The 20,927-nt window shown below is 36.9% G+C and carries 18 protein-coding genes; 15 read left to right on the forward strand and 3 right to left on the reverse strand.

The window, feature by feature from the left end; translation table 11 throughout:
* Window positions 1–124: 124 nt before the first annotated feature.
* From OWO01_RS14870 to OWO01_RS14910, 9 genes are all read left to right on the forward strand, one after another.
* Window positions 125–358, forward strand: coding sequence for a DUF896 domain-containing protein (locus OWO01_RS14870; RefSeq protein WP_268781265.1), 234 nt, complete (start codon window positions 125–127; stop codon window positions 356–358).
* 98 nt (window positions 359–456) lie between these two features.
* Window positions 457–2,463 carry a transketolase gene (gene tkt, locus OWO01_RS14875; RefSeq protein WP_268781266.1) on the forward strand — a complete coding sequence of 669 codons (2,007 nt, stop codon included), beginning with the start codon at window positions 457–459 and terminating at the stop codon, window positions 2,461–2,463.
* Between the two features lie 130 nt (window positions 2,464–2,593).
* Complete coding sequence (sirA, locus tag OWO01_RS14880; RefSeq protein WP_268781267.1) at window positions 2,594–3,013, forward strand: sporulation inhibitor of replication protein SirA; 420 nt, start codon at window positions 2,594–2,596, stop codon at window positions 3,011–3,013.
* A 194-nt stretch (window positions 3,014–3,207) separates the two neighbouring features.
* Window positions 3,208–3,438 carry a YneF family protein gene (locus tag OWO01_RS14885; protein WP_272506174.1) on the forward strand — a complete coding sequence of 77 codons (231 nt, stop codon included), beginning with the start codon at window positions 3,208–3,210 and terminating at the stop codon, window positions 3,436–3,438.
* Window positions 3,439–3,641: 203 nt separating this feature from the next.
* A complete protein-coding gene (locus tag OWO01_RS14890; protein WP_268781268.1) occupies window positions 3,642–4,793 on the forward strand; it encodes an ATP-binding protein in 1,152 nt (383 codons plus the stop codon).
* A gap of 178 nt (window positions 4,794–4,971) precedes the next feature.
* Window positions 4,972–7,680 carry an aconitate hydratase AcnA gene (acnA, locus tag OWO01_RS14895; RefSeq protein WP_268781269.1) on the forward strand — a complete coding sequence of 903 codons (2,709 nt, stop codon included), beginning with the start codon at window positions 4,972–4,974 and terminating at the stop codon, window positions 7,678–7,680.
* A 182-nt stretch (window positions 7,681–7,862) separates the two neighbouring features.
* Window positions 7,863–10,148, forward strand: a complete 2,286-nt coding sequence (locus tag OWO01_RS14900) for an AAA family ATPase (RefSeq protein ID WP_268781270.1) — start codon at window positions 7,863–7,865, stop codon at window positions 10,146–10,148.
* Window positions 10,149–10,153: 5 nt separating this feature from the next.
* Window positions 10,154–10,576, forward strand: coding sequence for an acyl-CoA thioesterase (locus OWO01_RS14905; protein WP_268781271.1), 423 nt, complete (start codon window positions 10,154–10,156; stop codon window positions 10,574–10,576).
* Window position 10,577: 1 nt separating this feature from the next.
* The gene (locus OWO01_RS14910; protein ID WP_268781272.1) at window positions 10,578–10,880 is read left to right on the forward strand and encodes a hypothetical protein; all 303 of its coding nucleotides are present in this window, start codon (window positions 10,578–10,580) and stop codon (window positions 10,878–10,880) included.
* Between the two features lie 351 nt (window positions 10,881–11,231).
* Here the strand turns inward: OWO01_RS14910 and yidD are convergent, their stop codons facing one another.
* The 3 genes from yidD to plsY form a co-directional block, all read right to left on the reverse strand.
* Entirely contained in the window at window positions 11,232–11,465 is a 234-nt protein-coding gene (gene yidD / locus OWO01_RS14915) for a membrane protein insertion efficiency factor YidD (protein WP_268781273.1), read from the reverse strand.
* A gap of 14 nt (window positions 11,466–11,479) precedes the next feature.
* Complete coding sequence (folE2, locus tag OWO01_RS14920) at window positions 11,480–12,409, reverse strand: GTP cyclohydrolase FolE2 (RefSeq protein WP_268781274.1); 930 nt, start codon at window positions 12,407–12,409, stop codon at window positions 11,480–11,482.
* Window positions 12,410–12,626: 217 nt separating this feature from the next.
* Window positions 12,627–13,211 carry a glycerol-3-phosphate 1-O-acyltransferase PlsY gene (gene plsY / locus OWO01_RS14925; protein ID WP_268781275.1) on the reverse strand — a complete coding sequence of 195 codons (585 nt, stop codon included), beginning with the start codon at window positions 13,209–13,211 and terminating at the stop codon, window positions 12,627–12,629.
* 731 nt (window positions 13,212–13,942) lie between these two features.
* On the opposite strand from plsY, the gene OWO01_RS14930 reads away from it, so the two are divergent.
* From OWO01_RS14930 to OWO01_RS14955, 6 genes are all read left to right on the forward strand, one after another.
* A complete protein-coding gene (locus OWO01_RS14930; RefSeq protein WP_268781276.1) occupies window positions 13,943–14,353 on the forward strand; it encodes a CoA-binding protein in 411 nt (136 codons plus the stop codon).
* Window positions 14,354–14,986: 633 nt separating this feature from the next.
* A complete protein-coding gene (gene parE, locus OWO01_RS14935; protein ID WP_268781277.1) occupies window positions 14,987–16,939 on the forward strand; it encodes a DNA topoisomerase IV subunit B in 1,953 nt (650 codons plus the stop codon).
* Between the two features lie 18 nt (window positions 16,940–16,957).
* A complete protein-coding gene (gene parC / locus OWO01_RS14940; RefSeq protein ID WP_268781278.1) occupies window positions 16,958–19,405 on the forward strand; it encodes a DNA topoisomerase IV subunit A in 2,448 nt (815 codons plus the stop codon).
* Between the two features lie 168 nt (window positions 19,406–19,573).
* Entirely contained in the window at window positions 19,574–20,038 is a 465-nt protein-coding gene (locus tag OWO01_RS14945; RefSeq protein WP_268781279.1) for a flavin reductase family protein, read from the forward strand.
* A gap of 70 nt (window positions 20,039–20,108) precedes the next feature.
* The gene (locus OWO01_RS14950; RefSeq protein WP_268781280.1) at window positions 20,109–20,645 is read left to right on the forward strand and encodes a hypothetical protein; all 537 of its coding nucleotides are present in this window, start codon (window positions 20,109–20,111) and stop codon (window positions 20,643–20,645) included.
* Between the two features lie 156 nt (window positions 20,646–20,801).
* A partial coding sequence (locus OWO01_RS14955) for a transposase (RefSeq protein WP_268781282.1) occupies window positions 20,802–20,927 on the forward strand: 126 nt, incomplete at its 3' end.

Consider the following 20,927-nt stretch of genomic DNA (forward strand, 5'->3'; position numbering starts at 1 on the left):
AAAGAACATGTCTTACTTGCATCTAACGCAGATGATTCGATAAAATAGAGAAAAGGAAGGATTGCCTGTATAAAATAATAAGATGATAAATAGAAAATGGTCACTAAATAAAGGAGATTAACTTATGCTATCGAAGGATAAATTAAATCGTATTAATCAATTAGCGAAGAAAGCAAAAGAAGGAGGCTTAACAGAAGAAGAAAAAGTTGAACAGCAACAATTACGCCAAGAATATTTAAAAAATGTACGAAGCTCTTTTAAAAACCAATTCAAAGGAATGAAAGTTATTGATCCTAATGGGAAGGATGTAACACCCCAAAAAGTGAAAGATTTACAGAATAAAAATAAAAATATTTAAATAATCAAACAGTTTATACTTGTTTATTATCTTATTTCATTATAGGATATTAATTGTACGTACATATTTTATATACCTAGAAAGGGGATTAATAAAGAATGGTAAATCAAACTCAACAAACATCAATTAATGCGATCCGAACATTATCAATTGATGCGATCCAAAAAGCAAATTCAGGACATCCTGGTCTTCCAATGGGTGCAGCTCCAATGGCTTATACACTTTGGACAGAATTTATGGATCAAAATCCAAAGAATTCAAAATGGTTTGATCGTGATCGATTTGTATTATCAGCAGGTCATGGATCTATGCTACTTTATTCATTACTTCATTTATCAGGTTACAATGTTTCCATTGAGGACTTAAAGAACTTCCGTCAGTGGGGCTCACACACACCTGGACACCCAGAAGTAACCGATACAGATGGGGTAGAAGCAACTACTGGTCCTTTAGGGCAAGGGATCGCAATGGCCGTTGGTATGGCAATGGCAGAAGCTCATTTAGCTGGGAAGTATAACAAAGATAATTTCAATCTTGTGGATCACTATAGTTATGCTTTAGTTGGTGATGGCGATTTAATGGAAGGTATCTCGCACGAAGCTGCATCTCTTGCGGGCCACTTAGGATTAGGAAAATTAATCGTTCTTTATGACTCTAATGATATTTCACTTGATGGGGATTTAGATAAATCATTCTCTGAAAGTGTTGAAAATCGATTCCATTCCTATGGATGGCAAGTAATTCGAGTGAATGACGGTAATGATGTCGAAGAAATTGCTAATGCACTCAAAGCGGCAAAAGCAAACCTTGAACAACCTACAATGATTGAAGTTAAAACAGTTATTGGTTATGGATCTCCAAATAAATCTGGATCTAATGCAGCACACGGTGCACCATTAGGTGACGATGAAATTAAACTTACGAAAGAAACTTACAAATGGGCTCATGAACCATTCTCTGTTCCGGACGAGGTATATGCTGATTTCGATGAAAAAATTGTGCAAAGAGGAAAAACGGCTGAAGAAGCGTGGAATAAATTGTTTGAAGATTACAAAGCAGCTTATCCAGAACTAGCAGCTGAATTTGAGGGAGCAATGAACGGTGAACTTCCTGCAGAGTGGGATGAAGATTTACCAGTATTTGAGCCAGGTGAAGACACATTGGCAACAAGAGCATCTTCTGGAAAGGTATTAAATGCTATTGCAAAAACAGTTCCTTCTTTCTTTGGTGGTAGTGCCGATTTAGCTGGCTCTAATAATACTAGAATGAACGATGAGTCTGATTTTGATAAAACAAATTATGCGGGTCGCAACATCTGGTTTGGTGTTCGAGAATTTGCGATGGCAGCTGCATTAAACGGTATGGCTTTACATGGTGGATTAAAAGTTTATGGTGGTACATTCTTTGTATTCAGTGACTACTTGAAACCAGCTATACGTCTGTCAGCTATTCAAGAACTTCCTGTAACGTATGTATTAACTCATGATTCTATCGCAGTTGGAGAAGATGGACCAACTCACGAACCAGTAGAACAATTGGCAGCATTCCGTGCGATGCCGAACCTTACTGTATTTCGTCCTGCTGATGGAAATGAAGTGCAAGCTTCGTGGCGTTTGGCTTTAGAGTCCAAAACAGTTCCTTCTCTTTTAGTACTAACAAGACAAGGTCTACCAACGTTAGAAGGTACAAAAGAGAATGCGTATGAGGGTGTGAAAAAAGGTGCTTATGTAGTGAGTCCCGCTTCAAAAGAAACACCTGATGCAATCCTTATTGCTGCAGGTTCTGAAGTACAACTAGCTGTGAAAGCGCAAGCCGAATTAAAAGATAAAGGGTATGATGTTAGTGTAGTAAGTATGCCTGCATGGGATCGCTTCGATGCACAAGATCAAGCCTATAAAGATCAAGTATTACCTCCAAGTGTGAAGAAACGTTTGGCTATTGAAATGGGTGCTTCGCTTGGCTGGGATCGTTACGCTGGAGACGAAGGCGACATTTTAGCAATTGATCGTTTCGGTGCTTCTGGAGAAGGTAATAGAGTAATGGCTGAGTATGGCTTTACTGTAGAAAACGTAGTAGCTCGCTTCGAGTCTATGTATAAAGGTTAAGATTAGGGAAAAACTCACTTTAATAAGTGAGTTTTTCTTTTTTTGACAAAAGAATAGTGTTTCTGCGCCTTATTGTGACAATATCAAACTTACATACACGCTATACTAATTGATAGAGGGGGCGTTGGTTATGAGAAAATATTATATCTTTTTTTTGCAAGAAGAAGTCTATCGAGATTACTTCTATAAAACAAGTCTATTAAATCAATTTTTTCAAGCATATTTATTCAATCCAAACCGTAAAGATTTACAACAACAGTTTCGTTACATTACTCGTGAAACGCCAACGGATTGGGTAAGGTCTTTAAAAGAAAAACGTATGTTAAATCAACAATACCTAACTGAAACAAATGAGTATTCCATTGAGGAAATAAGTGTACAAGAGCGTTGGATAGAAATAAGCTGTGAATCGCTAGCAATGGTGAGTTTTTTCTTTTTCCATTGGTTAGAGCAGATCGATCAAAATTGTTTCGTAATCGAACAAGATGGACATCGTCATGGATGGTTATCCCCATTAAAAAAAACATATCGTCTGCAAATGGTACGCTAGGATCGTAGTGGTCAAATTATCCCGGAGTAACGGACGCTAGCACCCCGAATGGTTCAACTAACAATCAGTGGAGAATACCTAAAAAACCCCACTGATTGAAGTTTCACTTCAAAGCTTTTTCCTTGCATCTATTGTAATCTTTCGAAATGTTTACTATACTAAGTGAGAGATGATTTGAAGGAGGAAGACTAGTCATGACTATAGGTATCGGCTGGGTAATATTTATTGCTATTATCGCTATATTAGCTGGTGTTGCGCTTGGATTTTTCATCGCCAGAAAATATATGATGAATTACTTGAAAAAGAACCCACCAATTAACGAACAAATGTTAAGAACTTTAATGATGCAGATGGGTCAAAAACCATCACAGAAAAAAATCAATCAAATGATGCGTGCAATGAATAATCAAAGCCAAGTAAAATAAATAGAGTAGATTTTTTTTCTCTTCATACATTGCAACCAAAAAAATCCCTTGTACCAATTGTGGTATATAGGGATTTTTTTCGGTTTTTACTACGAAAAAACAAATTTTTTAGCATATTTAGAAATTTTCTATAATATATATAGATTAAATATGTTATCATTGTAAAGTAATGGCAGGTAATAGTTATCGAAAGGACGATGCGCATGGGGCTGCATAATGGAGCCAAGCTTAATCTAACCAAAGCAGATAAAGAGATATTTGTCTTAGATTACCCACCTAAACAGTTCATGTTATCCAGTTTGCCTAGTCCGATAGTGGACTGGATTGAAGATCATGGTTTTGATTTTATTACAGTTAGCGATCGACAAGGGAAAATAATTTATATTTCTTCATCGATAGAAAAAGTGTTGGGATATCATACCGAAGAATTAGTCGGTGAGGAGGTTTTATCCTATTTTTCACCAAATGATCGAGATGACTTCTTAACTATTTTCGATCCGAAGGCTACATACCGTCAACGTTTTTCGCTGCATATTCGTAATGCGATCGGTAAGTATATATGGGTAGATGCCGTCATATCTACCATTGTTATAAAAGATAAAGAAGATTATTTTTTCATTGCCCTTTCTAAAGATATTACGGATAAGAAAGAAGCGGAAGAAATGCTGATTCGATCAGAAAAAATGTCTGTTGCGGGTCAGTTAGCTGCAGGCGTAGCACACGAAATTCGCAATCCATTAACATCATTAAAAGGATTTGTTGATTTGTTGCAAGCAGGCATGGATCGTAAAGATGAATATTATAAAATTATGGTTGAGGAAATTGATAAAATTGAATCGATCTCTTCAGAACTCTTATTCATCTCGAAACCCTTGACCGATAATCGTTCTGATCAATTGGTCTACGATATGCTAGAAGATGTGCTCACGTTAATGAACACACAAGCTAAGACATATAATATTCAACTGAATTTACAGATCGAGGAGAATTTGACTGTTTATTGTGATCGATCACAAATGAAACAGGTTTTTATTAATCTGATTAAAAATGCCATTGAGGAAATGAAAGATGGTGGTGTGATCACAATCAATGTAAGATCAAATGGAAATAGATGTGTAATAGCCGTTATTGATGAAGGGCCAGGAATACCAGAACATTTGATACATAAAGTAAAAGAACCATTCTTCACTACGAAGAAGGAAGGCACCGGTTTAGGATTAATGATCACTAACAAGATCATTAGTAATCACCAGGGAGAACTTGTGATTCGCAGAAATGAGGTCAAAGGTAGTACCTTTGAAGTTCGTCTACCACTGGTCGCTAAAATTACTGATTACCACCATGGGCAAACATAAACATAGGAAAATATCGCTTTAGTCGGTATTTTTCTATGTTTTTTCAGCTGGATAAAGCAATCATTGTCGAAATATTTTACTTATTTGCTTTCTTCCTTTAAAATAGTAGAGTATATGTGCTTATTTTAATCATAGTGTTGTAGAAATGAATGTGTATTTTTATAGGGGGGTATAAGTAATGACAGAAAGTAATTCAAACCAAAATGTGAAAAAATCATTTGAATTGAATGGAAAGAAGTATAACTATTATCAATTAAAAGCTTTAGAAGAAGCAGGAAAAGGCAACATTGAACGCTTGCCTTTTTCGATTAGAGTATTACTTGAATCATTATTAAGACAATACGATGGTCGTGTTATTACCGACGAACACATCCATGGTTTAGCAAATTGGGGCAAAACAGAAAAAACAGATGTTCCTTTCAAGCCTTCACGTGTAATTCTTCAAGATTTCACAGGAGTTCCAGCTGTAGTCGATTTAGCTTCGTTACGTAAAGCAATGGTGGACATGGGAGGCTCTGCAGATAAAATTAATCCAGAGGTGCCAGTTGACTTAGTTATCGACCACTCTGTTCAAGTAGACCAGTTTGGAACAAGTACAGCATTAATTACAAATATGGATTTTGAATTCCAACGTAATGCAGAGCGATATGAGTTTTTAAATTGGGCTCAGAAAGCATTTGATAATTACCGAGCTGTTCCACCAGCAACCGGTATTGTACACCAAGTAAATTTAGAGTATTTGGCAAACGTAGTTCATGCGATTGAAAATGATAATGGCGAGTTTGATGCATACCCTGATACGCTCGTAGGTACGGATTCTCATACTACCATGATTAATGGTTTAGGAGTGCTTGGTTGGGGTGTAGGTGGAATTGAAGCTGAAGCTGGTATGTTAGGACAACCTTCCTACTTCCCAGCTCCAGATGTAATTGGGGTTAAATTTACTGGTAATATGCCGAATGGTATTACAGCAACTGATCTGGCTTTGAAAGTTACTCAAGTATTACGTGAGAAAAAAGTAGTAGGGAAATTTGTTGAATATTTCGGTCCAGGGTTAAAAGATATGCCACTTGCCGATCGTGCAACGATCTCAAATATGGCACCTGAATACGGTGCGACCTGTGGTTTCTTCCCAATCGATGAGGAGTCATTAAATTATTTACGATTAACTGGTCGAAGTGAAGAGCAAATTAACCTTGTCGAGACATACTGTAAAGAAAATAATCTTTGGTATGATTCGAATCAAGCAGATCCAGATTTCACTGATTTAGTTGAGATTAATCTATCTGAGTTAGAACCAAGCTTGTCAGGGCCAAAACGTCCACAAGATTTAATCAAACTATCAGATATGAGAAAATCATTTACAGATGCGGTAACAGCACCGGCAGGAACACAAGGATTTGGGTTAGATGAATCTGAATTTCAAAAAGAAGCAACAGTAAAACATCCTGATGGATCTGAGTCAATAATGAAAACCGGAGCTCTAGCTATTGCCGCTATTACATCCTGTACGAATACGTCTAATCCTTACGTTATGTTGGGGGCTGGACTACTTGCGAAAAACGCAGTGGATAAAGGCTTAGAGGTTCCTAGCTATGTGAAAACATCACTAGCTCCTGGTTCAAAGGTAGTAACCCGTTACTTAGAGGATGCAGGTTTAATGCCGTATTTAGATAAATTAGGCTTTAATTTAGTAGGGTATGGATGTACAACATGTATCGGTAACTCTGGTCCATTATCACAAGAAGTAGAAGATACTATTATTGATCATGATTTAACTGTAGCTTCTGTGTTATCAGGAAACAGAAACTTTGAAGGAAGAATTCACCCACTAGTAAAAGCAAATTACCTTGCTTCCCCACCGTTAGTTGTGGCATACGCTCTAGCGGGGACCGTTGATATTGATATTAAAGATCAACCACTAGGGAAGGATACAGATGGTAATGATGTCTACTTTGATGACTTGTGGCCTTCACTTGAAGAAATTCGTGCTGAGGTGAACAAAGTAGTAACACCGGAAATTTTCAAGAAAGAATACGAAAATGTTTTTGAATCCAACGAAAAGTGGAATGCGATTGAAACAACCGATGAACCATTGTATGAATGGAACTCATCCTCAACATACATTCAAAATCCACCATTCTTTGAAGGATTGGCGAAAGATCCAGAAGCAGTTAAACCATTATCTGGTTTAAAAGTGATCGGTAAGTTTGGAGATTCAGTTACAACGGATCATATCTCACCAGCTGGTGCAATCGCAAAGGATATGCCAGCAGGTCAATATTTACAAGATAATGATGTTTCCCCTCGTGATTTTAATTCTTATGGATCACGTCGTGGAAACCATGAAGTAATGATGCGTGGTACTTTTGCCAACATTCGAATCAAAAATATGCTCGCACCAGGAACAGAAGGTGGTTATACGACATATTGGCCAACAGATAAAGTGATGCCAATTTATGATGCAGCGATGAAGTACCAAGCAGACGATACTGGATTGGTTATCTTAGCAGGTAAAGATTATGGTATGGGAAGTTCCCGTGACTGGGCTGCGAAAGGTACTAATTTATTGGGCATTAAAACAGTAATTGCGGAAAGTTATGAACGCATCCACCGTAGTAACTTGGTTATGATGGGAGTGCTTCCACTTCAATTCCAAGAAGGTGTAACAGCAGACTCTTTAGGGCTTACTGGACGCGAAACTATTAATGTGAGTATTGATGAGTCAGTAAAACCAAATGAATTAGTGAAAGTTACTGCTACAAAAGAAGATGGTTCAACGATAACATTTGAAGTAATTGCTCGTTTTGATGGGGAAGTAGAGATTGATTATTACCGTCACGGCGGAATTCTACCAATGGTGTTACGAAATAAATTAGAAGCATAAGCTATAATAAGCAGGATACTAAACTATAATCGAGTGTTTAGTATCCTGCCTTTTTGTATTCTTCATTTGCTTTTCCATCCATGTATAGAAGTCTTTCTCGTTAGTGAGTAGCATCACTTTATGGTAAAATACATATCACGGATAGAATATCAGACATATTGGATAAAAGAGGAGGGCTGGGTATGACTAACTATGCCATCTTATCAAAAATAAAAGAAAAACAAGTGTTAGCTTGGGATGACCTAGATAAAGTAGCTCCCTATAAAGAGCTTGATTTACTAAGAGCATTGGATCAAATTGAAAAGGGAGAACATCATCTCACGGAAACCGCAATTTCCGGTTTGTATACGATGTTAGCATTTCAACGTTTAGTTAGACATAAGAATAGTGATGAATTGGTAGATGTGTTATTAGATAAGGCAGCAACTTATGATGATACTGTACCTGTTTATCAATCATTAGTAACAGTGAAAAACTATCTAAGCATTTATTTTCATTTACAACAAATAGACTTTCATACTTGGTCGATCCGAGAAACAGATTTTGATTCAGCAAAGCGAAATAAATTAACCGATTGGCAATCACAAATAGAATCCTATCATGATGCAACACGTTCCATCCGTCTAAAGAAAAAAGAAAGCAAATTAGAAACTATTTATTTTCAACTGAAAGATGCGTTATTAGTCTTAGAGGAAGAAATGGAAACCGCCTTAAAATTAATTGAAGCCAAAAGAACCGGTGTACCTACAAAAGAAATTAATAAAACGATCCAAGCGATTGTAAAGTTGCAACATGAATTTTATGAGAACTTTCCGAAGGCATTAAATGCAGATGTTCAACGCTCTCCATTAGATCAATTAGAAGATATGATTGGTTTAGAAGAAATTAAACAATACCTGAAACAATACTACTCTTATTTAAAATATCAACAAGATCGGAAGAAAATTGGTTTTCAAATGATTGATGATCCAGGCCTACATATGATTATTACAGGGAATCCTGGTACTGGAAAAACAACAATTTCCAGATTATTAGCTGATATTTATCATGAACTTGGTTTACTTGAATCAAATCGAGTAATTGAGGTAAATCGTTCTCATTTAATTGGCTCTTATGTCGGACAAAGTGAGGAAAACACAATCAACTACATTAAGCAGGCGGTTGGTGGTGTTCTATTTATTGATGAAGCTTATAGCTTGAGGCGTCAAGATCAAAGTGGCAATGACTATGGCCAGGCAGTGATTGACACATTGGTATCAGCGATGACAAGTGGAGAATATGCAAATAAATTTGCAGTTATTCTTGCAGGATATCCTGAAGAAACCCGGCAATTCCTGTGGTCTAATCCGGGGCTCCGTAGTAGGTTTCCTGATCAAAACATGATGGAATTACCTGATTTTGAAATCAACGAATTGGTTCAAATCGCAGAAAACAATGCACTTCAAAATGACTATTATTTCACAGAAACAGCTAGAAACAGTTTATCCGGTTTAATTGAGCGTGCAAAAGTGGATGATACTTTTGGTAATGCCAGAACTGTACGAGATTTAGTAATGAAAGCAATCTTTAGTAAAGGTGCTTCTGAAACGGTTGGTGCAAATGATAATTGGTTGGAACATATGCGAATTGAATCAAAAGACTTGGCGGTTTTAGATGATGCTAAGGACAGTACGGATCCTATGTATCAATTGGATCAACTAATAGGGCTGAAAAATATAAAAGAGGAAGTAAAAAAACTTTCTTCATTCGTAAAGATCCAGCAACAGCGGAAAGCGCAAGGATATCCAACTGTTCCTATTCAGTTGCATGCAGTGTTTTCAGGGCATCCAGGCACAGGAAAAACAACCGTGGCAAAAATTTACTCAAGATTGTTAAAAGAATGCGGTCTTCTTAAACGAGGACATTTTATTTTAGCTTCTCGTAGTGATTTAGTTGCTGGTTATGTTGGTCAAACAGCGATAAAAACAAAACAAAAGATTCGTGAAGCACTAGGCGGAGTGCTTTTTATCGATGAAGCGTATGCGCTATTTCGTGGAGAAAATGATTTTGGAAAAGAAGCGATTGATACACTAGTAGACGAAATGACAAAACATAATGAGAATTTAGTTGTTATATTAGCGGGATATCAACAGGAAATGGAACGGTTTATTCAGAGCAATCCAGGTCTTTCTTCTCGTTTTAAAAAATATTTTACATTTCTCGATTATACAGCAGAAGAACTTATCGAAATCACGCTTTACCACATCGAACGTTATCACTATTCATTAGATGAGGCAGCGAAAGATTATTTGTTACAACAATTCTCTAGGCAATCAATAAAAGGGAATGCTCGATTTGTTGTTAATTTAGTAGAAGAAGCCATTCAGTTTCAAGCACTACGGATTGACCAACAGGTTAATGAGCAAGAATTTGTTCGAATTAATAAAGAAGATGTAACCAAAGCATGGTTAGCAGTGAAGGGAGATTAATTATAATGAAAAAGGTTCTTACACCGATTCACGTGCGTTATCAAGAAACAGATCAAATGGGCGTCGTGTATCACGCAAATTATTTGGTTTGGTTTGAGATCGGCAGAACAGCGTTTATTGAAGAATTAGGTTTATCCTATTTTAATATGGAACAAGCAGGCGTCGTGTCACCAGTTGTTAAAGCAAATATGGATTTCAAACAACCGATTCGTTATGGACAACCTGCATACATTGAAACATGGATTGTGGCGTATGATGGATTGCGCACTACGTATGGTTATGAAATACGTGACGAAGAAGGTAATATTGCAGTTACTGGTACGACGGATCATGTGATTGTAAAAAAAGAGAATTTTCGTCCGATATCCGTACGACGTAAATTTCCGGACTGGCATGAAGCATATCTTTCGGCATTAGGAGACAATTAGAATGGCGTTTGGAGTAAAAAGAGAAGAGTTAATCGCTTGGAAAAAGTCAGTGGAAAACGGGAAGATTTCTTTTTTGACCCATTACTGGCAAGATGAAAGATTTCCAGGATGCAACACTGTTACAAAAGTTGGCTGTAGTGACATAGATAAGCTTGCCGAATGGGGAAAGCAATATCAACTTTTGCCTCAATGGATTCATCGGGATGAAACATATCCTCATTTTGATTTGTTTGGAGAAAAACAACGAGAAATATTGTTAGCAGAAAGAAAAGAAGAACAATTAAGTCGGTTTTCTTTAATCTAAAGGAACAATTAACAGTGCTGGTAAAAAACTTACTGGCACTGATTTTAATTAATAAAGACAACAAAAAAGCTAATTGCTAAATTAATCGTTGCTTATGACTAAGTTTCTATAAACTGTGCATTAGCGAGAAGCTTTCTAACCCGCTCCTCAAATGAAATTGACTCCCTTTCCCCAGGGCCCATTTTCTGACGTAGCGGATAAGGACCACTTGCTTAACGCGCTGTTTGTGTCACAACTGAATAATAGGGAAGAAACGATGTTTGTAAATAGAAGCAAATGAAACAGCACATAATCTTTTTCTAAAGTTATATGAAGAATAACGAAAAAACACTGAACCAAATGTATCATGGTTCAGCGTTTTTGTTTTTCTGTTTTTTCGGGCACTGGATCAAAACCACCAGGATGGAATGGGTGGCATTTTAAGATTCGTTTTACCGTTAAATATGCCCCTTTAAGGGCCCCAAATCGAGTGATTGCTTCTTTTCCATAATGCGAGCAAGTCGGGTGGAATCGGCATGTTCGCGGCTTGATGGGACTAATGACTCTTTGATACACCCAAATAATTCCTAAAAATAGAAATTTCATAATAACCAACCTGTCTATTTTTCACTTTTTTTGTCATATGTGATCGATGCGATCGCATCATGCAAATGGATAGATTCTTGATTTTGACAAGCAACATAAAAAGCTTCTACAAAGGAAATTTCATATAGATCAGCAGCGACTAGTCTTACCATGTCTTCCACAAAGCGTGGATTTTCATACGCATGCTCTGTCACATATTTCTCATCCGGACGTTTAAGAACAGGATGGATACGAGCACTCGCGTTACTTTCTGCAGCTTCTAATAAAACTTGTTTCCAATCTATTTTCGTATCATCGAATGATTCAACTAAATCTATTTCCATGCTCACTTCTCCGCGTTGATTATGCGCACTATATTCACTAATTTCTTTTGAACAAGGACAAAGTGTCGTAATGGTCGCCTTCATTCCAACCTTAATGCTAAAACCACTTGTTTCGTCATAGCGAACAAAGACAAATGCATTTGCGTGGTTTAAGCCAGCAAGATCTGAACTAGGACCTTTTCGTTGAAAAAACCACGGAAAAGTAACCTTCAATTCCGCATCCTGTTGCTCTAGCCTTTCTGCCATCTCTTTGGTGAATTTTTTCAGGTTATTCATTGAAAGTGTAAAGCCACCTTGATTATGGTAACTTTCTAACTGTTCTGTAAAGCGACTCATGTTTGTTCCTTTACTATTCTTTAAAATAGAAGATGAAAAGGTAAAGTTACCGATCGTAGTTTGTTCCTTCGGTTCTAAAACACTAGTTACTAGAACAGGATGTTTTACGTTTGTAATTCCAACAGCATCCAAGTCAAATAGAAAATCATTCTTTATATTTTGCAAATCAACCATTAGCTTTTTCTCTGTAGGCTTTGTTTTGTTACCAGGAGTAACCGAACCAAATAGCTTGTGACGTTCTGATTTACTTGGTAGTTTTTTTTGATTGTTTTGTTGATTAGGCATAAAATAACTCCTCTCCGCAAGCATTACTATTTCAAAGTATACTGAACAAATCGTATAGATTCAATTTTTTTATATCAAAAGCAAGATTTTTGTTGAATATAGGGTAAGGGATTACCCGGATGTATAAAAATATAGTTAGATACATGAATGAAAAAGAGCAAAAAAAGAGACCTCTTTGTCAGAAAGAAATCTCTTATACTAAAACTTCGTTATAGAATTACAGCCATTTCACTTTCGGTTCGGTTTTATTTAAGATCCGTTTGATGTTTGCTCGATGTCGATAGAAAATAAAAATGGTTAATAGGCCAGTAAGGATGAGTAATCCAATTTCATTCATAATGATTGAAGTAATGAAAGCTACAATACCTGTAACCATTGATGAAAGTGATACATATTTCGTAATGTATAATACAATAAAAAACGAAAGAAAAATAATTAAAAAGAGCAATGGGCTAACACCAAGGATTAATCCTCCTGACGTTGCAACAGCTTTTCCACCACGAAAATTCGCAAAAATCGGATACATATGTCCTATAACTGCAAAGATTCCAATGACTAATAGATTAAGTTCAGGCTGCTGAAAGATAACGGGTAAAAGTGTAGCTAAAGTCCCTTTTCCGATATCAGCAATCGTTACAATCATACCAGCTTTTTTTCCTAACACGCGAAATGCATTGGTTCCTCCCAAGTTACCACTTCCATGTTCGCGAATGTCCATTTTATAACCGATCTTACCAACAATTAGTCCGGACGGAATGGATCCTAATAGATAAGCACAAATAATAAATAATAGATAATTCATTTCTTTTCCTTCTTTCCGTCTTGTTTATCCCGGAGCAACCGTCCGTAAGACTCCCACTTCAAAACAACAAGAAAAATAAGTTGTTACAATGGGAGTAACGGACGCTAGCACCCCGAATGGTTCAACTAACAATCAGTGGGGAATACCTAAGAAACCCCACTGATCGAAGTTTCACTTTATCCCGGAGCAACCGTCCGTAAGACTCCCACTTCAAAACAACAAGAAAAACAAGTTGTTACAATGGGAGTAACGGACGCTAGCACCCCGAATGGTTCAACTAACAATCAGTGGGGAATACCTAAGAAACCCCACTGATCGAAGTTTCACTTTATCCCGGAGCAACCGTTCGTAAGACTCCCACTTCAAAACAACAAGAAAAATAAGTTGTTACAATGGGAGTAACGGACGCTAGCACCCCGAATGGTTCAACTAACAATCAGTGGGGAATACCTAAAAAACCCCACTGATTGAAGTTTCACTTTATCCCGGTGTCATCGTACGTATAGTTCTACTTCAGACAGCGAGTCAATCTAAGTTAATCAAATGATAGTTAACCGCGATTATACTTCGAATAATTCAACACGCTTATTTTATCATGAAATAGCAAAAAATCATAACCATTTTTTAAGACCAGGTATTAATTATTGGATTAGACTGATTTGACCAAATGATATTCAAAAGCGTAATATATACATATGTAGAAAATTCTAGATATAAGGAGTGTTTACGCTTTGACTTATCAACATCCAGAACGTTCTATAATGAAAAAAGCATTAGAAAATTCAAATACAATTGCTGTAGTAGGGTTATCTGATCAACCGAATAGAATTTCTTATCAGGTTGCTCAGGTAATGCAAAATCATGGTTATAAGATTATTCCAGTTAATCCGACGATAGAGGAATCTTTAGGAGAAAAGGCATATGCTACATTAACAGAAGTACCAGAAAAAATTGACATCATCAATGTCTTTCGAAAACCAATCTTTTTAAAAGACATCGCAATGGAGGCAAAAAAAACTGATGCAAGAATTTTTTGGGCGCAACAAGGTATTCGTGATGATCAGGTTTATCAAGATCTAAAAGAAGCTGATTTTATTGTAGTCATGGATTTCTGTATTAAAGTTGCTTATGCATCCTTATAGAGGCTGTTCCAAAAAGCCACCAAATGATAAGCGGTGCATCTCTTTGTTGGCTTGTTTTTTGGGTTCTCTTGTAGGAAAACCTACACGTCGGTTCTCAAATTTCACCGCATTAAACAGGTTTCTTCTATTTCGACGACGTTTTGAACATGTGCTTATAGCCTATCAAGAGAATCTCTTGTCGGATGTTGACAGAGATTTTCTTTATTTTATCCCGGGACAACTGTCCGAAAAAACTCCTATTTTAAGAAAATCAAGGGAATAATCGTGGTCTTAAGATCATGATTCAGGGCTAACAACCAGCGGGAAAGCAAAATACTTCTGATTGAAGTTTCCCTTTAACTGTGTAACACTGGCGAATAGAAGCTTTCTTCGAACAAAAATCGTTGTAATCTTATAAGGCAACACAGCCATTAGAAGTTCAAGAAAAACAATTTGTCAGTTTTCTGTACTTTTCAAACAATCTCTTTAAAATATATTGATCAATGATATACTAGATAGTAGAATTTTAAAAACAAACATCTGTTCTAATGTAATTTTATTAAGATAAATTAGTTATTCTATATTGGGTTTAAGGGTGTAATGTGAAATGTATTCGTCATTTTTATTGCACGCTAGAGGAAGGAGCAAATAAGTTTGAATTCGCAAAACACAACCTATTCAGATGATTCCATTCAAGTATTAGAAGGTTTAGAAGCCGTTAGAAAAAGACCAGGGATGTACATTGGTAGCACAGATGCTAGAGGGTTGCACCATCTAGTATATGAAATTGTAGATAATGCCGTTGATGAGGCGTTAGCAGGATATGGAGAAAAAATAACTGTTACCATTCATCAAGATAATAGTATCACTGTTGTTGATCAGGGAAGGGGTATGCCTACAGGAATGCACCAAACTGGACGATCAACACCAGAGGTTATCTTGACAGTTCTTCATGCAGGCGGGAAATTTGGTCAAGGAGGCTACAAAACTTCAGGAGGGTTACATGGTGTAGGTGCATCTGTTGTAAATGCATTATCAGAATCGTTAACGGTTACGATTCACCGAGAGGGAAAAATAATGCAACAAACATTCCGTAATGGTGGTATTCCTGAGGGACAACTGGTTCAAATTGGTACTACAAAGAAAACGGGAACCTCGATTCATTTCAAGCCCGATCCGTCCATATTCTCAACGACTACCTATCAATTTGAGATGTTATCGGAACGCTTACGCGAAGCGGCTTTTCTTTTGAAAGGATTGGAAATTGAACTAAGCGATGAAAGAAATGAACAACGTGACACCTATTGTTATCCAGAAGGGTTAAAATCATTTGTAGCTTATTTAAACGAAGAGAAAGATGTGTTACACCCTGTTGTATCCTTTGAGGGGGAGCAAAATGAAATTGAGATTGATTTTGCTTTTCAATTTAATGATGGTTACGCAGAAAGTATGTTGTCATTTGTTAATAATGTCCGTACGAAAGACGGTGGTACACACGAATCAGGAGCGCGTTCTGCAATTACACGAGTATTTAATGAGTATGCGAAAAAAGCTAGTTTATTAAAGGAAAAAGATAAAAATCTTGAAGGTAATGACATTCGAGAAGGATTTACTGCCATTGTGTCTGCTCGTATTCCGGAACAAAAGCTTCAATTTGAAGGACAGACAAAAGGGAAATTAGGTACGTCAGAAGCCCGTTCAGTAGTAGACGCGATTGTCTCAGAGAATTTAGCGTATTTCCTGGAAGAAAATCCAGATACTGCAACGATGTTGTTAAAGAAAGCAGTTCGGGCAAAAGAAGCTCGGGAAGCTGCTCGAAAAGCACGAGAAGACGCAAGAAGTGGAAAACGTAAAAAACGAAAAGATGCGTTGCTGAGTGGAAAATTAACTCCAGCACAATCAAGAAATCCAGATAGTAATGAACTTTATCTCGTTGAGGGTGATTCCGCTGGTGGATCGGCAAAACAAGGAAGGGATAGAAAATTCCAAGCTGTTTTACCACTTCGAGGAAAAGTAATAAATACAGAAAAAGCAAAACTTGCTGATGTATTGAAGAACGAAGAAATTTCAACAATTATTCATACCATTGGTGCTGGAGTAGGTGGAGATTTTAGTTTAGATGATGTTCAATATGACAAAATTGTCATCATGACTGATGCGGATACTGATGGTGCGCATATTCAGGTACTATTGCTAACATTCTTTTATCGTTATATGCGACCTTTAATCGAAGCGGGGAAAGTGTATATTGCTTTACCACCGCTGTACAAGATTTCAAAAGGGAAAGGTAAAAAAGAAAAGATTAGTTATGCATGGAGTGACGAAGAAATGCGAGAAGGCATTAAAGCGTTTAAAACGGGCTATCTGTTGCAACGCTATAAAGGGCTTGGTGAGATGAATGCCGATCAATTATGGGAAACAACGATGAATCCAGATACACGAACGTTAATTCGAGTTACGATTGACGATGTTGCGAGAGCGGAACGACGTGTCACTACCTTAATGGGAGACAAAGTAGCTCCTCGTCGTAAATGGATTGAATCCCATGTAGCATTCGGGTTGGATGAAGAAACAAACATCATTGATAATGAAAATATTCACGGGTAATAAGAGGGGGAAAACCACTTGGCTTCACTAGAGAAATTTTTAGATTTACCACTTGAAGAAGTAATCGGTGACCGCTTTGGTCGTTATAGTAAATATATTATTCAAGATCGTGCACTTCCTGATGCGAGAGATGGATTAAAACCAGTTCAACGCAGAATACTCTACGCCATGCATGAAGAAAAGAATACGCATGACAAAGGCTTCCGTAAGTCAGCAAAAACGGTTGGTACCGTTATCGGTAACTATCATCCGCACGGGGATAGTTCTGTTTACGAAGCAATGGTGCGTCTAAGTCAGACGTGGAAAGTCCGTAATGTTTTAGTAGAAATGCATGGCAATAATGGTAGTGTCGACGGAGATCCACCTGCTGCAATGCGTTATACAGAAGCTCGTCTTTCTAGTATTGCTAGTGAATTGTTACGTGATATTGATAAGGAAACCGTTGATTATATTCCTAACTTTGATGATACGATTAATGAACCAGTCGTATTACCTGCTCGTTTTCCGAATCTATTGGTGAATGGGTCAACCGGGATTTCAGCTGGATATGCTACCGATATCCCACCACATAACCTAAACGAAGTAATTGATGCGGTAATGAAGAAAATTGATCAACCAGATATTTCAATTGATCAATTGTTGGAGATTATGCAGGGACCAGACTTTCCAACTGGTGGTATTATTCAAGGTGCCGAAGGACTAAAGCAAGCCTATAAGACTGGGAAGGGAAAAGTAATTGTTCGAGGTCGTGCCCAGATTGAACCTATTCGCGGTAATCGAGAACAGATTGTCATTGATGAGATTCCTTACGAGGTTAACAAGGCTGCTTTGGTAAAACGGATGGATGAGTTACGTATTGATCGTAAAGTAGAGGGCATTGCAGAGGTTCGTGACGAAACGGATCGAACAGGATTACGAATTGTCATTGAACTACGAAAAGAAGCGGATAGTGAAGGAATATTACATTATCTATACAAACATACCGATTTGCAAATTACGTATCACTTTAATATGGTTGCGATTAAAGATAAAACACCAACTCAATTAAATTTGACGCAATTACTAGATGCCTACATCTCTCATCAAAAAGAAGTGGTATTACGTCAATCTCATTTTGATTTACGCAAAGCACAAGAACGGGCTCATATTGTGGAAGGGTTGATCAAAGCAATTTCTGTTTTGGATGAGTTAATTGCTACGATCAGAGCAAGTAACGATAAAGCAGACGCAAAGAGACGAATTCAGGACGAATTTGGCTTCTCTGATCAACAGGCAGAAGCGATTGTTAATTTACAATTATACAGACTTACCAATACAGATATTACATCCTTACAGCAAGAAGCAAGTGAGTTAGAAACAAAAATCAGTGAGTTAAGTGAAATTATTTGTGATGAGAAAAAACTAGCAAAAGTAATCAAACAAGATTTGAAGGAAATAAAAAAGCGCTACAATACCCCTAGAATGACAACGATTGAAGCAAAAGTGGAGGAATTGAAAATCAATTTAGAAGTCACCGTTGCCAGTGAAGATGTACTCATTTCCGTAACCCATGACGGTTATGTGAAACGTACTAGTCTTCGTTCTTATGCGGCTTCGAATCAAGAAGATTTGGCAATGAAGGATGATGACCATCTTGTTGGATTATTCGAAATAAATACAACAGATACCATGTTGTTATTTACAAACAGGGGAAGGTACTTATACGCGCCTGTACACACACTGCCAGATATCCGGTGGAAAGATTTAGGCCAACACATTTCGAATATTGTCTCGATTGAAAAAGGGGAAAAGATTATTCAAGCCATTCCGATTCGAGATTTTTCGGAGAACAAATACCTGATCTTTTTCACCAAAAACGGTATGATCAAACGTAGTGAATTAAAATTATATGAAGCTCAACGTTATTCAAAAGCCTTAATAGCTATTAATTTGAAAGATGATGATCAATTAATTAATGTAGTTTGCTCTGACGGATTTGGAGAAATATTTGTTGCAACCAATCGAGGGTTTGGATTACGCTATCAAGAAGTAGAAGTTTCACCAGTTGGACAACGTGCTGCTGGAGTAAAAGCAATTCAGCTAAAAGAGTCAGAGTATGTTGTAAATGGGGTTGTTTTATCGCATAATGAGGAACCGACGTATCTTACATTGGTCACTCAACGAGGTGCGATGAAACGAATGAAATTAACTGATTTTGAAATATCTTCTCGTGCTAAGCGAGGGCAAATTATGTTACGAGAGCTAAAAGCAAAACCACATCGAGTTGTTGGTTTTGAAGAAATTAATACAGAGGAATTAATCACATTGGTTACAGCTTCTGGTCACACGCAAACCATCCATCCGATCGATTTAACGATTAGCGATCGATATAGCAACGGTTCATTTGTTATCGACAGTGATGAAATTGGTGAAGTGGTAGAGATTAGAAAAAACATTACGTATGAACAACCTTTTAAACAAGACTAAGAAATAAAATGACAGATGACCATTCTAGGTTATCTGTCGTTTTATTTAGAAGAAAGGTATCTTCCTGCCATGCTGTTAAACCGTGAAAAGGAGTAGAGTGCAATTCATTTCTGTTTTTTGAATAACCATGATATTATTTGAATAGCCTGTTAAAAAAGGAGTTTTTATATGATAGATACACAATTATTTAGAAAAGCAATGGGAGAGTTCGCAACGGGTATAACGGTAGTTTCAGCAAATGATAAGCATGGAGAGGTAAAAGGGATTACTGTCAATGCATTTATGTCATTATCACTTGACCCTACTTTAGTAGCCGTCTCGATAAGCAACAAAGCAAGTATTATTCAAACATTAGCCGACGCTAATCAGTTTGGGATTAGTGTGTTATCGGATCAACAAAAGGAATTATCGATGATTTTTGCTAAGCAAAAAGAAGCCGATCAACCAGTTCCGTTTGATATTCTAGATGAGACTCCAGTGTTAAAGGATGCGCTTGTTCAGTTAGTGTGTGAGAAGGAATCGGAGGTTGAAGCTGGAGACCATACCATTTATATTGCAAAAGTAAAAGAACTACAAGTTCAAGAAGGGCAACCAATTATTTATTATGGCGGAAGTTATCAATATTTAAAATAACGAAAAAACATTGTTATGCTTTCGTTCTTTCCACAATGATTAATGATACAAGAAGAAAGGATACCCTTTTATGGAAGTTCATTTTTTATTAAGCATGGATGATATAGAAGCGATTCAAAAAGATTCGGTTGATACATTGCCTTACTATAAAAAACGAAAAAAAGTAGTGGGTTTCGTGCTCTCAATCATATATTTACTGCTTGTTACCATGATGATTGATGGTTACTATATCCTGAAAATTCTAATGGCAGTAGTTGTTTTTTTGCTCACGAACCAGTATATCTTCAAATACGGTATGATTGCTGAGGTAAGACGATTGATTAAGAATAATCCAGAAATAATCGAATCGAAATGCAAATTAACGATTAATGAAGAAGGCTTTAGAAGAGAATTCGACAACACCATACAGCAAGAGAAGTGGGAGAAAGTTACGTTTGCCAATGAAGATAACGAAAGGTATTTTATTTACATTTCAGAATTGAAAAAATTTGTATTTAAGAAACGTCCTGCGCATTTATCAGATGATGAAATTGTCCTATATAACAGTAAGATTCATGAGTATCTTCATTCTGTTGGTATCCAGGTGAAACATATAACTAGTCGCTAGATGCTTATAGAAGGATGTTGTTCTTATTATAATCAACGAGGGCAATAGAATTTGTTTAATTTCCAAAAGCGTGGTCAAACTCCACCGTCTTTAGACAGTATCCGCTTTTAGCCTTATCTTTTGATGTCCATACTTGAGATACGAGGTGAAAAAAGTATGGATGGATATAAAAAGAACAGTCATGCAGTGTATGATATTAACTATCATGTGATCTGGGTAACCAAATATCGATACAAGGTATTGCACGGCCAAATTGCGATAAGAACGAGAGAATTAATCAGG

Origin of the sequence: Natronobacillus azotifigens (genome assembly GCF_026805325.1) — a bacterium.
Classification (GTDB): domain Bacteria; phylum Bacillota; class Bacilli; order Bacillales; family Amphibacillaceae; genus Natronobacillus; species Natronobacillus azotifigens.

Excerpts from the sequence above, each read along its gene's own strand:
- OWO01_RS14870 (WP_268781265.1), top strand. The coding sequence starts at position 125 with ATGCTATCGAAGGATAAATTAAATCGTATTAATCAATTAGCGAAGAAA.
- tkt (WP_268781266.1), top strand. The coding sequence starts at position 457 with ATGGTAAATCAAACTCAACAAACATCAATTAATGCGATCCGAACATTA.
- sirA (WP_268781267.1), top strand. The coding sequence starts at position 2,594 with ATGAGAAAATATTATATCTTTTTTTTGCAAGAAGAAGTCTATCGAGAT.
- OWO01_RS14885 (WP_272506174.1), top strand. The coding sequence starts at position 3,208 with ATGACTATAGGTATCGGCTGGGTAATATTTATTGCTATTATCGCTATA.
- OWO01_RS14890 (WP_268781268.1), top strand. The coding sequence starts at position 3,642 with ATGGGGCTGCATAATGGAGCCAAGCTTAATCTAACCAAAGCAGATAAA.
- acnA (WP_268781269.1), top strand. The coding sequence starts at position 4,972 with ATGACAGAAAGTAATTCAAACCAAAATGTGAAAAAATCATTTGAATTG.
- OWO01_RS14900 (WP_268781270.1), top strand. The coding sequence starts at position 7,863 with ATGACTAACTATGCCATCTTATCAAAAATAAAAGAAAAACAAGTGTTA.
- OWO01_RS14905 (WP_268781271.1), top strand. The coding sequence starts at position 10,154 with ATGAAAAAGGTTCTTACACCGATTCACGTGCGTTATCAAGAAACAGAT.
- OWO01_RS14910 (WP_268781272.1), top strand. The coding sequence starts at position 10,578 with ATGGCGTTTGGAGTAAAAAGAGAAGAGTTAATCGCTTGGAAAAAGTCA.
- yidD (WP_268781273.1), bottom strand. The coding sequence starts at position 11,465 with ATGAAATTTCTATTTTTAGGAATTATTTGGGTGTATCAAAGAGTCATT.
- folE2 (WP_268781274.1), bottom strand. The coding sequence starts at position 12,409 with ATGCCTAATCAACAAAACAATCAAAAAAAACTACCAAGTAAATCAGAA.
- plsY (WP_268781275.1), bottom strand. The coding sequence starts at position 13,211 with ATGAATTATCTATTATTTATTATTTGTGCTTATCTATTAGGATCCATT.
- OWO01_RS14945 (WP_268781279.1), top strand. The coding sequence starts at position 19,574 with ATGATAGATACACAATTATTTAGAAAAGCAATGGGAGAGTTCGCAACG.
- OWO01_RS14950 (WP_268781280.1), top strand. The coding sequence starts at position 20,109 with ATGGAAGTTCATTTTTTATTAAGCATGGATGATATAGAAGCGATTCAA.